This is a genomic window from Pedobacter sp. ok626, assembly GCF_900100435.1.
Classification (GTDB): domain Bacteria; phylum Bacteroidota; class Bacteroidia; order Sphingobacteriales; family Sphingobacteriaceae; genus Pedobacter.
The window spans coordinates 101,405-114,654 of record NZ_FNEX01000007.1; the positions used below are offsets into that span (position 1 = coordinate 101,405).

Consider the following 13,250-nt stretch of genomic DNA (forward strand, 5'->3'; position numbering starts at 1 on the left):
CTGATTAAAAATTAAGAGATAAGCCAAGGGTATAAGTTGGAGGTTCCAAATTACCTCTGGAAGGTGTTAAGGAAGAGCCATTCCAAACCTCAGGATCAAGTCCTTGATTATTTGCAGCCCATCTCCAGGCATTCTGTATCTGACAAGAAATCCTTACATTATCCAACCCGTATTTATGAACCGTTTTAGTTGGTAATTCATAGCCGATTGAAATATCCCTAAGTTTGATATAATCGCCTTTCTGAACATGCTTATCAGCCGCCGACCATAGATTTCCCAAATTAGCATTTACACCTGCTCTATAAGCTGGAGCTTTAGATGGATCATTTTCATCTCCTGGCTTTTGCCAGAAATTCGCAGTCATTCTGTCGACATTTGCAGAAATACCGGTTCCAACAATATAATTACCGAACATACTTCTCATCACGTGCCCACCATAGTAGATGAACATAAAGGATAAATCGAAATTCTTATACTTAAAATTGTTTGATAAGGAGGCTGCATAAGGAGGAACCGTTGTTCCTGCATATTGCAAGTCTTCCATCGTAAGATTTCCAAATGACTTTACAATATTCCCATTTCGATCATACCCCTGTGGTGCCCCTGTGTTGTCAAGGCCAGCCCAGCGCACCGTATAAAGGCTATTTAATGGTTTTCCTTCACGAATCTGATCACCGTTAATATAATTAATAGCCGCACCGAGGGCATTCTCTATTCTGGTTAACTTGTTTTTATTGTATGAAAAATTCATGGATGTTCTCCAGCTAAAGTCAGTTCTAACAATATTTTGTGAGTTTAAAGAGACCTCCACACCACGATTGTACATATCTCCATAATTTACAGTCAATTCAGTCCATCCTAGAGTCGGATCTGCATTCTTCGATTTTAACAAATCTGTCGTGCTCTTATTATAAACTTCAATACTTCCACTCAATGCTGATTTAAAGAGATTAAAGTCAACGCCCAAATTAGTTACTCTTGTTTTTTCCCAACGCAAGCCAGAATTAGGAGGGAATTGAACTCTGGATGAAGGTTCGTTGATGTAATCATTTATTCCACCGTCAATTACCGTCAAATATGGCCCGCTCTGTTTAGCGATGTTACCATTTATACCATAGGTAGCACGTACCGACAAGCGATCCAACCAATCTAAATCATGCTCGGATATTAAGTAAGATCCACCAGCAGACCATAATGGGCGATATTGATATTTAGGATCTGTTCCGAATAAATTAGATTGATCCATACGAATGCTGGCGCTTGCTGTAAAGCGACGATTATAGGTATAAGATGCATTCCCATAAAAAGAGACGTAACGATTCTCCGTAGAGAAAAAGCCAGCTCCCATACTGTTGAATCTATATACCCCACCCAGTGCCTGTGTACCTGTCAAATTAGCTAATGATTTTTCATCTATCGGTTTAAATGAAAGGCTATTATCATCATAACCTACTCTATACAATGATGTTGATGAAGATCTCACCTTCCGTTGTTCGGCTCCGGCAATTACAGCAATTCCGTGCTTGTCATTAATTGTTTTATTATAATTCAATTGAGCCCGCAAAGTATGTGAGTCTCCATCTCCGCGGACTTCCTTAATCTGACCGCCGGTTGGGATATTCTGAGTAATAACACCACTTTTTATCTGAGTTGCGTCGTTAATCATTGTTCTTACAGCCCATGAATCTTTACTGTAGAATTGTTTTTGATAATTATTTCTCAATTCCTTTTGATATTTTAGGTCTAATGTTAAGCCCTTAATCAACTTAAAGTTAAGGCCAACATTAAAATTCTGATACTTATCCTTAGCTTCAAAGCGATGCCTATCCAACTCTCGCAGTGGAAAATAACTTTCATTTAACAATCCCAATCCGGTTAATCTATCCAGTTCGCCTTGAGATTTTGCCTGATACCAGGGTAGTTCATTGCCATTTTCATCCTTAAACAAGAGATAAGATGCCTTTCCTGCACCAGTGTACACGCTCATTCCTGAAAATCCATTGCTATAGTCTGCTCCTGTGAAACTTCCTAAAATAGCGGCATCCAATCGTAGCCAAGGTGCAATATCGAGGCTATTTTTAAAATTATAACCAATCCGATCATTAGTTTGAGCCCGTTCATATGGCATTCCTTCCAAATAGTTTACAGACAAAGCATAACGATGTTTTGCCGTACCGCCAGATAAGGATAAATTGTGCTGTTGATCGACCGCTCTTTTCCGTAACAACTCGTCAGTAAGCTGACTTTTACGATCTCTATTCCGATAAACATCCAATTGCCTATTCAATTCAGCCTCAGTTATTTTATTAGCCGTACGATCAAAAAATAACTGACGAACCTCATTTACATAAAGTCCTGGTTGGATTACTCCGGGACTCAATTTGTAAAGCGTCTGCTGAAAATCAATAAACTCTGAACTTGACAATAAGTTATTATAGTCAACATCAGGAAGCGGCGTAAATTTCAGACTCCCATTGTATGAAATTCTTAATGGTCCTGCCACCCCCATTTTTGTTGTAATTACAATTACACCATTCGCAGATCTGGCTCCATAAATAGAAGCCGCAGTAGCATCTTTCAACACCGTTACACTCAGTACATCCGAAGGATTAATCGCATCTATTGAACCTTCGTAAGGTACTCCATCGACTACATAAAGTGGTGCTGTCGTTCCTGAGATCGTTGATTTTCCCCTCACCTGAATTGTGCCCTTATAAGAAGTTAAACCGGCAACCTGCCCCTCTAATCTGTCAAGGATATTGGTCTGCAGTTTACCCACCAAGTTCTTTTGGGTAACAACACCATAAGATCCCGTAGCGCGTTCTTTTGGTATTTGCTGATAACCTGTAGATACCATCACCGATACCTCCTCGAGTTCATTCTGATTTATTTCTAAACGAACTGTTATAGGAGAAACCTGACTTGCAGGCACTTCTTTTAAAGTATAGCCAATAAATGAAACCACAAGTACTGCCTGTTCATCAATCCCATTTAGTTCGAAATCGCCCTTACTATTCGTCGCGGTAGCAGTATTTGTACCCTTAACCTTTACAACGGCACCTACAAGTGGTTCGTTCTTTTCGTCCAATACACGGCCACGCACATCTATAGCAGTAAAGAGCGCGCCTATCCGATCACGCAATGAGATCTCTTTTTTCCTAATCACGACTGTTTTATCGAGAATTTCATAAGTTAACTTCTGTCCCTTTAAGCTTTCACCAATAGCCGATTTTAACGTGGCATTATGTAGCTGAATTGTAACCGGACTCGCATTTTTAAGCAAATAGTCTGCATACACAATGTCATATCCACTTTGCTGTTTTATTTCTTTTAACACAGATTTTAGTGAAACCTTAGTCCTTGAGAGATTAATATTCTGTGCGTAGGTACCTGCACTGGCTTGCACAAAACAAACGGTCATTATAATTATGATCAATTTCATAATCAATACAGCTTTTTTTCTAGTCTGATTATTGCTCACCGACCGGCGGCCCGAGGTCATAATCAAAAATAACCCTAAAGGCAGCCGTGATTGCGACATGCCCTGGTTATAAATATTCAAATTCATACATTTCATCTTTTTTAGTCGCACTTAAAAGGTCGATGAAACCCTGACATTGCTTTATTGAGCAATATTATCTAAGTTTGACTTGGTTTGAGTTGATATACAATAGTTCCACAATTATTTGATCCCAGACTGGCTTTTAGCTGGTCTTAGGAAAGGTTAACTCAAATCTTGCCAGGCAGTGCTTCGACCCATTGCCTGGCTTCATTAAAAGCCACCTATTTTAGAATTAATTTTGCCGTCGTAAATTTTTAATCATTATAAATTGATTTAGGTTAGGTTCATTTATACGGGTAAGACACCTATCTTATCAACAGGGAGTACATATAAATAAAAAATAATTAATTATCTCTTCTTAATCAGGATCTGATTTCCTTCAATTTTAAAACTAACCTCTCCTGTGCTTTCTAAGATTTTCAGTAAGCTCGAGATATTTTCATACCTGGATATGGTTCCTGTTAGCTTTAAATCTTTAACATCATCTTGAAAGATAATGCCCACGTTATACCAACGTTCGGCCTGCTTCATAATGCTACCAAGAGGTTCGCTATTGAAAATAAACTTTCCATTTTTCCAGGATGCAACTTCTGCTGCGTCAACATCTTTAACGGCTAAATGAAGATTATCAGTTACTACCGCCTGTTGGTCAGGTTTTAGGGTCACCTTACTTTGCTGCCCTTGACTAAGCATGGTAACTTTAACAGATCCTTCTAAAAGGGTCGTTCTTATCTCTCGTTGGTCGGTGTAACTATTGATGTTAAAATGTGTACCCAGGACTTCAACCTCTTGCCCTTTAGAAGCCACTATAAAGGGATGTTTTTTATCTTTAGATATCTCAAAATAGGCTTCTCCATTCAACTCAACCTTCCGATGAGCTAAGCCCGAAAATGTTGATGGGAATTTCAAGTTACTGGCTGCATTAAGCCAGACTTTACTCCCATCGGGCAACACAATTTGATACTGTCCACCACGGGGAGTATTTGCTGTTAACCACTTCATTCCCTCAGCTGACTTTAGGATATCCGTACCATCATTATACATCAACTTATCTGCTTCGATCGTGACCCCCACTTTTGCATCATTTAAATTGATAATCTTCCCATTCGCAAGTGTCAAGGTTGCCCTATTATGACCTGGAGCAATATCATGATTAAACTGATGCTGAACCATCATTCCGGAATGCGGTCGACTTTGATCCTTATAAAACCAAGCCCCTATGCCCAGCACGAAAATCACTGCAGCTGCAGTAGCTATATAAATGAAAGCAGAATTCTTCCTTATAGGCCTAGGGGCATGTATCAAAATATCATTCCATATTAATTCCTCAGTAATCGCTAAATCAGCTGTAGAATCAAGAACAATATTTCTTTCTCCCCGTGAGTTATACCAGGATTCAACAATAGCCTTCTCAGTGGTACCGCAATCATCCTCCAAATACCTCTTTAGAAGTGCTTCTGTTTCTTCTTTATTCATCATATTATAATCCTAAGCTTTTCCTCATAGTGGTAAGACACCTAACCTCCTTTATGGGAGTACCCGCAATAAAATAAACAAGGTGGCTAATGGTATTTTAAATTTTTTCCTAAGTATGGTTACCGCTTTACTAACTTGTTTTTTTACGGTCAAGTCCGAAATGCCCAGTTGTGCTCCGATCTCTGCATGCGACAAGCCCTGATTCCTACTCATTTCAAATACCTCTCGCATTTTTGCCGGCATATTTAAAATCTCTTTTTCTATTAAGCGTTTTAAATCATTGTAGCGTACTAACTCATCCGTTTGTACATGCTCCTGATCAACAAAGGCACCCAGGTCAGTCAGATAGTTTTCTTTTATCTTTCCATGACGGATAATGTTTAATATGGTATTCCGAACTGCTTTGTATAAATAAGCGCTTAAGCTAATTGTTGGCTCAAATTGGGTATGTTTATTCCACATCCCAGCAAAAACTTCTTGTACAACATCCCTGGCCTGATCTTCCTCTCTAAGCATATGCCGCGCATGAAGATACAATACAGACCAATAGCGCTTATAAATTTCAGTAAACGCATCGTGATCCCCCTGCCTTAACAGGGCAATTAGATCTTGATCGGCATGATTACTGTAGCTCATCTTATTCTTCTTAATAAACGCATCCAATGAATATGCAATTTTAACTCATATTCCCCGCATCTCATAGCCAAGTAAAAATATAAACTAACAATTTCATTCCAATTCGTGTTTATATAATTTTGCTTCATCTTAACATCTTATTTATATGAAGTTTGACTTAACTCCTATTGATATCGTTAATGATATCAACAAAGCAGATTTTGAAAAGTACTATTTAGCTCCCCGCAAACCACTTATTATAAAAAACAGATCTAAGTCATGGCCTGCTTATAATAAATGGACCCTCGATTACATGAAAGCCGTAGTTGGTGACCAAACCGTCCCACTTTACGATAGCTCCAAAGCCGATCCATCTAAACCAATCAATGCCTCCGCTGCAGAAATGAAGTTTGGAGATTATATTGACCTGATTAAACATACACCAACTGACCTACGTATATTCCTTTTCGACCCAATTAAGCAAGCGCCCAAACTATTAGAAGATTACCTGGCACCAAAAGATTTAATGGGAGGCTTTTTAGATAGCTACCCAAATATGTTCTTTGGGGGCAAAGGCTCTGTTACATTTTTACATTACGATATAGATATGGCTCATATTTTCCATACCCATTTTAACGGGCGTAAACATGTGATCTTGTTCGAGAACAAATGGAAAGAACGTTTATACCAAATACCGTATGCTACGTATGCGCTGGAAGATTATGACGTAGAAAATCCCAACTTCGATAAATATCCTGCATTAAAAGGCGTTACAGGAGTAGAAGCATTCCTTGAGCATGGTGACACACTCTTTATGCCTACCGGATACTGGCACTGGATGAAATATCTGGATGGCTCTTTCTCTATTAGTTTACGAGCCTGGGACAAATCATGGGCTGTAAAAGCAAAAAGTTTATACAACCTGACACTCCAACGCAAGTTTGATGATTTTATGAAAGCCAATTTTAGAGAAAAGTACATGACCTGGAAAGAGGAACTAGCTATAAAAAGAGCCAACCGTGCACTGATACTAAATAAACCTGATTAACAGATTAAAAAAAAACGCTAAGTTTGCTTTAAATAAGATCGGTAATTGGCATTAAGCCGCTCACAGGTATCTTATTATTAAACATATGAGCTTTATTTTAAAGCCGGTAGATACCGTTGAAAGCATCAGCCCTGCTGATTTTAAAAAAAATTATCTGGATGCTCGTCGTCCTTTAATCATCAAAGGGTTAACCAAAAGCTGGCCTGCCAGAGAAAAATGGACAACCGACTACTTGAAGCAAATAGCGGGAGATGTGAACGTGAGCCTGATGGACAATTCAAAAGCCGATCCATCTAAGCCAATCAACGCATCGGTTGCAGAAATGCGCTTTGGCGATTATCTGGACCTGATTAAGTCTAAACCGACCGAACTAAGGATCTTTTTTTTCAACCTGTTTAAGCACGTACCTAACCTGGTTGACGATATCGTTATTCCTAAAGACTTAATGGGAGGCTTTATTGAAAGTATGCCCGCTATGTTCTTTGGAGGTTCAAATTCTGTTACTTTTTTACATTACGATATTGATCTGCCTCACCTTTTCCATACCCATTTTGGTGGCAGAAAACACATTATATTGTTCGATAACAAGTGGAAAAAACGTTTGTATTGTATCCCTAATGCAACTTATGCATTAGAAGACTATGATGTAGCCAATCCTGATTTCGAGAAATTTCCTGCTTTAAAGGGCGTGGAAGGATATGAAGTATTTCTTGAACATGGTGATACTTTATTTATGCCAACAGGTATGTGGCATTGGATGAAATACCTGGATGGTTCTTTCTCCCTGAGTCTTAGGGCATGGGATGCCTCTTTAACCCGAAAAGCACAAAGCGTATTTAACCTTGCGATTAAAGGTGGACTAGACAGCGTACTAAAAATGGCCTTTAAAGCCCCGTATGCAAAATGGAGAGAACGATTGGCCATTAATAGGGCCGAAAGAGCTTTAGCTAAGGGCGAACCAAAATAATTACCACCCCGTATTTTGACAGCGACATAACATTACTGATACCAGAAACTTTTACCTTCGATAAATCGTTTATATTGAGATCATGAGAGGGTACCATTTTTCTGACTATAAGCCTAATAACTCCCCAAGTGGAGGATTTAATGAGTTGCTAAATTTATTTACCCAACTGCTCAATTACACAGCAGGTGACGCAGGCGACGCATTGGCATGGATGAATGAATTGGACAAGCAATACAAATTGACCAATAATGAGTATGCTATGGGTGATTTTATTGATGACCTCAAAGACAAAGGCTACATCACAGAATCCCCCGTAAATGGAGATATCAAGATCACTGCAAAAACAGAACAAACCATACGCAAGTCGGCCCTTGACGAAATCTTCGGCAAACTAAAAAAAGCTGGTAGAGGAAATCACAATAGTAACCTATCGGGTATTGGCGAAGAAAAGAACGCCGATAGAAGAGAATATACTTTTGGGGATAGTCTGGATCAAATAGATATGACAGCCTCCATCCACAATGCCCAGATCAATCACGGCATCGGTAACTTTACCCTAACGGAACGGGATCTGGAGGTAGAAGAGAAAGATTTCAAAACCATTACTTCGACCGTCTTAATGATTGACATATCTCATTCCATGATCTTATACGGCGAAGATAGAATAACGCCTGCCAAGAAGGTAGCCATGGCACTTGCCGAATTAATTAGAACACGCTATCCTAAAGACACTTTAGATATAGTAGTGTTTGGCAATGATGCATGGACCATTTCGGTAAAAGACCTCCCCTACTTACAGGTTGGCCCTTATCATACCAATACTTATGCCGGTCTTGAACTGGCAACAGATCTACTGCGCAGACGTAAAACGAATAACAAGCAGATTTTTATGATCACTGATGGTAAGCCTACTTGTTTAAAAGAAAATGGGCGCTACTATAAAAACAGCATGGGACTGGATAGGAAAGTAATTAGTAAAACCTTAAATATGGCGGCGCAATGTAAGCGTCTTGGCATCCCGATCACAACCTTTATGATTGCTCAGGATCCTTACTTACAACAGTTTGTACGAGAGTTTACACAGGTAAACGGTGGAAGAGCGTTTTACAGCTCCTTGACTGGATTGGGAGAGTATATATTTGAGGATTATATTAAAAATAGAAGAAAAACCGTAAGGTAGGATAAGGATTAAAGAACAAGATATAAATGGACCACAGCACGATAAAAACCCTTGGTGAGCTAAAGGCCGCCAGATACAAATCATTATCCGTTAAAGATGAGCTCCGTAAGAACCTGATCAAGCAACTTAAAAGCAGATCGCAAGGATTTCAGGGAATTTTAGGTTATGACGAAACCGTTATACCTGAACTGCACACTGCCATTTTATCCCGACACAACATCCTGTTACTTGGTTTGCGCGGACAGGCAAAAACCCGTATTGCTCGCTTAATGGTTGATTTATTAGACGAATATATCCCATATGTAGCCGGCAGCGAGATTTTTGACGACCCGCTTAATCCCATTTCCTGGTACGCAAAGCATGAAATATTAATTCATGGCGACAATACACCAATTAGCTGGCAACACCGTTCTGAGCGCTATACTGAAAAACTGGCAACGCCAGACGTTACTGTGGCGGATCTGATAGGTGACATTGATCCGATTAAAGCTGCTACGCTAAAACTTACTTATAATGATGAGCGTGTCATCCATTTTGGATTGATACCAAGAGCCCATCGCAGTATATTTGTAATCAATGAATTGCCCGATCTTCAGGCCAGGATTCAGGTAGCATTGTTTAATATGCTGCAAGAAAAAGACATCCAGATTAGGGGATTCAAGCTGCGCTTGCCGCTTGATGTTCAGTTTGTATTTACGGCAAACCCAGAGGATTATACCAATCGTGGTTCTATTGTTACTCCTTTAAAGGACCGTATTGAAAGTCAGATTCTTACCCATTACCCTAAAACGATAGAGATTGCCCGGGAAATTACCCGACAGGAAACAAGGATAAGCCCGGAAAGATTGAGACAGGTTCATTCCGACGGAATGATCAGAAGCCTTATCGAACAGGTGGCCGTAGAAGCTAGACAAAGTGAGTTTATCGATCAAAAATCAGGGGTTTCGGCAAGACTTAGCATTTCAGCTTTTGAAAACCTGATCAGCACAGCTGAACGGAGAATGCTCCTAAAAAGAGAAAAAAACACTGAAGTTCGCTTAGCAGACCTGATCGGCATCATTCCTGCACTAACCGGAAAAATCGAATTGGTTTATGAAGGAGAGCTGGAAGGTCCAGCAAAAGTTGCCCACACGCTTATTGGAAAAGCGATTAAAAAGTTTCTCACGCTTTATTTTCCTGATCCAGAAAAAGTTAAGAAAGACAAACAGGGTAATCCTTACGAAACGATTACACACTGGTTTACAGAAGGCAATACACTAGACATAACTGACAAATTAAACAACGCGCAATACCAAAAGGAATTGATGAAAGTTGATTCACTATTTGATTTGGTGAAGTTTTATCATCCAAATGCATTTGAAAATCAAACCTTCTTACTAATGGAATTGGTCTTACATGGACTGGCTGAATACTCTCAGCTTAATAAAAAATACTTGCCTGGGGGATTTGGTTTTTCAGACATGTTCGAAAGTCTGTTTAACCTTAATATGCAGGATGAAGACTAACATTACAACAATTTTAATTAAACAACACATTTAACTATGGGAAGATTACCCCTAATCATATTTTTATCCGTTTTCCTTTTAATATTTGACTATTACTGCTTCCGTGCTATATTATCAGTATTTAAAAACTGGAAGCCACGTACCAAAAAGCTGTTCACTATACTTTGGTGGACTTATACCATTGGCCTGGTGATAGGTATTTTCGCAGGAATTTACCTTAATCTGTACCTGACCATAAGAGCTGTTGTTTTAGTAGCGTTCTTTTTAACTGTCGCCTGCAAAATGGTCATGTTACCCTTTTTATTAATTGACGACTTAAGAAGAGGTTTTATTAAGCTGCTGAGACTAGCCAGAAAAGAAAAAAAGACAAGTCCGACACCATCTATTAGCCCTACAAATGGAGTCGCCCCAATCAGCCGCTCGGCCTTTATCGTTAAAGCAGGAATATTGACTGCTGCCGTTCCTTTAGCTTCCTTAAGTTGGGGAATTGTATCTGGCGCCTATGATTACAAAATAAAACGCAAAACCCTTATCTTACCAAATTTACCCAAAGCTTTTGACGGCATAAAAATGGCACAGATCTCCGATGTCCATTCGGGTAGCTTTTACAACCCCAGAGCCGTTCTTGGTGGTGTTGAAATGTTACTTGGAGAAAAACCCGATTTTGTTTTCTTCACCGGCGATTTGGTAAATGATATGGCTTCAGAAATGCGTGGATATCAGGATATTTTTTCAAAGGTAAAAGCCCCACTAGGTGTATATTCAACCTTGGGAAATCACGATTACGGAGACTACCATTTTGGTAAAGCTCCATCTGCCGCAAAAGCAAAGAACTTACAGGATGTGATAAAAACACATAAAATAATGGGCTGGGATCTGTTGATGAACGAAAACAGAAGGTTAAAAGTTGATGGCGAAGAAATTGGCATCCTGGGTATAGAGAACTGGGGAATGGGCCGTTTCCCAAAATACGGACGTATGGACCTTGCTGTTAAAGACACCGATGACTTACCCGTTAAATTGCTTCTTTCTCATGATCCTTCGCACTGGCGCGGACAGGTGCTTGAAAAATACCCGCAAATAGACGCCATGTTTAGTGGCCATACCCATGGAATGCAGTTTGGCGTGAGAACTGAAAGTTTTCAGTGGAGCCCCGTACAGTATATTTACAAGGAATGGGCTGGACTGTATCAGGAACAAAAACAGCAACTCTATGTAAATGTGGGCTACGGATTCTTAGGCTATCCGGGAAGAGTTGGAATCTTGCCAGAAATAACGATATTTGAATTAAAGCGAGCCTAATTCAAACCAAAACCATACATGATTAAAAAAGTGCTCTTGCCAATTCTCGACTTTTTGCTTTTCAGCAATTTGTTTATTGCCATTTGCGCCGTTGCTCAGGGGCTGGTCACCTACCACTTATTAAATGTAGCCCCTGATAAGTACATTCTGGCCATCATATTTTTTGGCACCATTGGCATCTACAATTTTAGTATGCTGCTGTCTAAACCAAAAGACCCAAAACACTCACCATACATAAGGGTAAGATGGATATTTTCACATCACAGGCTGATCATATCTATTACCCTAATTTCGGTTCTCTGCCTGATCCCCCTAGGTCTACTTTACCTCAGTATTGAGGCCAAACTGCTCATGATATTCACTGCGGTACTTGCTTTAGGCTATAACATCCCGTTTTTAACGCTTAATAACCAAAAAATAGGTCTGCGGAACATTCCGGGCATCAAGTTATTTTTAATCGCTCTAGTGTGGTCTGTAAGCTGTGTGCTGCTACCTGTAGTTGAGTTGGAACACAACTATCAGATCAATATTTCAACAGCGGAAACTTTATTGCTGGTTGCTAAGCGCTTCCTTTTTATAGCAGCAATTACCATCCCCTTCGACATCAGGGATTTATTTCAAGACAAACTTTACGCATTGAAAACTATCCCTGTAATGTTAGGTGAAAAAAAAGCATATATCTTTTGCCAGTTCCTGCTAATAGGTTACTTAGCCTTGCTATTGCTGTTTAGGCAAGCTGCTATTTCAGATATTATTGCACTAACCTTAACCCTACTACTTACCGGCTGGTTAATTTTCAAATCCAATATCAAAAAGAATGAATATTACTATTTCTTTTATATCGATGGAACCATGTTATTGCAATACGTTGTACTGGTAATAGCGACTTGCCTTTCGACTTTAATTTAAGCCGGATTAAAACGATAGCCCACTCCCCTAACGGTTTGCAACAATTGCGGGTTATCAGGATTCAATTCAATCTTTTTACGTAAACGTACTATATGCATATCAAGGGTACGCGTATTTACATCCGAATTGTATCCCCAAACCACCAACATCAATTCATCTCTGTTGATGACTTTATTCGGGTTACGCAAAAAATAAAGTAATATTCTATTCTCCAGAATTGTTAACTCAATCTTTTTATCATCTCTAAATAGCGTATGAATATTAGGATGATGCTCCATATTGCCAAAACGATGCACCTCAGAGCGATCGTTGTGTAAAATAAATTTCACCTTACTGTCCAACATTGCAACCAGCACATCCATATTAAATGGCTTAGTTACATAATCCGAAGCGCCAAAGTTATAAGCATCAATCTTATCTACATCCTGAGCTTTGGCCGTCATCATAATAATCAAATTATCAAAGCCTTGTTTCCGTACATCTTCACATACCTGGGCGCCCTGTTTGCCAGGTAACATCCAATCCAACAAAACAATATCCGGTTTATCTGCTAATATGGTACGTTCTGCAGCCTCACCATCTCCAACTTCCGAAACTTCATATCCTTCAGATTTCAAACGGTGTACGACTAAAAAACGTAAGTTTTCATCGTCTTCAACTATCAGTATTTTAACTCCTTTCGACAT

The 13,250-nt window shown here is 39.4% G+C and carries 10 protein-coding genes; 6 read left to right on the forward strand and 4 right to left on the reverse strand.

Translation table 11 applies throughout. The features are described from left to right. Positions 1-4: 4 nt before the first annotated feature. The 3 genes from BLS35_RS11760 to BLS35_RS11770 all read right to left on the reverse strand — a co-directional run bounded on the left by BLS35_RS11760 (position 5) and on the right by BLS35_RS11770 (position 5,674). Positions 5-3,568: a SusC/RagA family TonB-linked outer membrane protein gene (locus BLS35_RS11760; RefSeq protein WP_165973298.1), complete on the reverse strand. Its 3,564-nt coding sequence runs from the start codon at positions 3,566-3,568 to the stop codon at positions 5-7. A gap of 342 nt (positions 3,569-3,910) precedes the next feature. Beyond that, positions 3,911-5,041: a FecR family protein gene (locus BLS35_RS11765; RefSeq protein ID WP_090781137.1), complete on the reverse strand. Its 1,131-nt coding sequence runs from the start codon at positions 5,039-5,041 to the stop codon at positions 3,911-3,913. 48 nt (positions 5,042-5,089) lie between these two features. Continuing rightward, positions 5,090-5,674 (reverse strand): RNA polymerase sigma factor, encoded by a 585-nt coding sequence (locus BLS35_RS11770; RefSeq protein ID WP_090781139.1) that lies wholly within the window; start codon positions 5,672-5,674, stop codon positions 5,090-5,092. 145 nt (positions 5,675-5,819) lie between these two features. Between BLS35_RS11770 and BLS35_RS11775 the strand changes: the two genes are divergently transcribed. The 6 genes from BLS35_RS11775 to BLS35_RS11800 all read left to right on the forward strand — a co-directional run bounded on the left by BLS35_RS11775 (position 5,820) and on the right by BLS35_RS11800 (position 12,564). Next, on the forward strand, positions 5,820-6,701 hold the full coding sequence (locus tag BLS35_RS11775; RefSeq protein ID WP_090781141.1) for a cupin-like domain-containing protein: 882 nt from the start codon (positions 5,820-5,822) through the stop codon (positions 6,699-6,701). A gap of 85 nt (positions 6,702-6,786) precedes the next feature. Then, on the forward strand, positions 6,787-7,668 hold the full coding sequence (locus BLS35_RS11780) for a cupin-like domain-containing protein (protein ID WP_090781142.1): 882 nt from the start codon (positions 6,787-6,789) through the stop codon (positions 7,666-7,668). 82 nt (positions 7,669-7,750) lie between these two features. Further along, positions 7,751-8,848: a vWA domain-containing protein gene (locus BLS35_RS11785; RefSeq protein WP_090781145.1), complete on the forward strand. Its 1,098-nt coding sequence runs from the start codon at positions 7,751-7,753 to the stop codon at positions 8,846-8,848. A 26-nt stretch (positions 8,849-8,874) separates the two neighbouring features. Then, the gene (locus BLS35_RS11790; protein WP_090781150.1) at positions 8,875-10,353 is read left to right on the forward strand and encodes a sigma 54-interacting transcriptional regulator; all 1,479 of its coding nucleotides are present in this window, start codon (positions 8,875-8,877) and stop codon (positions 10,351-10,353) included. A 36-nt stretch (positions 10,354-10,389) separates the two neighbouring features. Further along, positions 10,390-11,655: a metallophosphoesterase gene (locus tag BLS35_RS11795; protein ID WP_090781152.1), complete on the forward strand. Its 1,266-nt coding sequence runs from the start codon at positions 10,390-10,392 to the stop codon at positions 11,653-11,655. A gap of 18 nt (positions 11,656-11,673) precedes the next feature. Then, the gene (locus BLS35_RS11800) at positions 11,674-12,564 is read left to right on the forward strand and encodes a UbiA prenyltransferase family protein (protein WP_090781154.1); all 891 of its coding nucleotides are present in this window, start codon (positions 11,674-11,676) and stop codon (positions 12,562-12,564) included. Here the strand turns inward: BLS35_RS11800 and BLS35_RS11805 are convergent. Further along, positions 12,561-13,250, reverse strand: coding sequence for a response regulator transcription factor (locus tag BLS35_RS11805; RefSeq protein ID WP_090781437.1), 690 nt, complete (start codon positions 13,248-13,250; stop codon positions 12,561-12,563). The two genes, BLS35_RS11800 and BLS35_RS11805, sit on opposite strands and share 4 nt — an antisense overlap.

Bases quoted from the DNA above. Each gene is read 5' to 3' on its own strand.
- BLS35_RS11760 (WP_165973298.1), bottom strand. From the start codon at position 3,568: ATGAATTTGAATATTTATAACCAGGGCATGTCGCAATCACGGCTGCCT.
- BLS35_RS11765 (WP_090781137.1), bottom strand. From the start codon at position 5,041: ATGATGAATAAAGAAGAAACAGAAGCACTTCTAAAGAGGTATTTGGAG.
- BLS35_RS11770 (WP_090781139.1), bottom strand. From the start codon at position 5,674: ATGAGCTACAGTAATCATGCCGATCAAGATCTAATTGCCCTGTTAAGG.
- BLS35_RS11775 (WP_090781141.1), top strand. From the start codon at position 5,820: ATGAAGTTTGACTTAACTCCTATTGATATCGTTAATGATATCAACAAA.
- BLS35_RS11780 (WP_090781142.1), top strand. From the start codon at position 6,787: ATGAGCTTTATTTTAAAGCCGGTAGATACCGTTGAAAGCATCAGCCCT.
- BLS35_RS11785 (WP_090781145.1), top strand. From the start codon at position 7,751: ATGAGAGGGTACCATTTTTCTGACTATAAGCCTAATAACTCCCCAAGT.
- BLS35_RS11790 (WP_090781150.1), top strand. From the start codon at position 8,875: ATGGACCACAGCACGATAAAAACCCTTGGTGAGCTAAAGGCCGCCAGA.
- BLS35_RS11795 (WP_090781152.1), top strand. From the start codon at position 10,390: ATGGGAAGATTACCCCTAATCATATTTTTATCCGTTTTCCTTTTAATA.
- BLS35_RS11800 (WP_090781154.1), top strand. From the start codon at position 11,674: ATGATTAAAAAAGTGCTCTTGCCAATTCTCGACTTTTTGCTTTTCAGC.
- BLS35_RS11805 (WP_090781437.1), bottom strand. From the start codon at position 13,250: ATGTCGAAAGGAGTTAAAATACTGATAGTTGAAGACGATGAAAACTTA.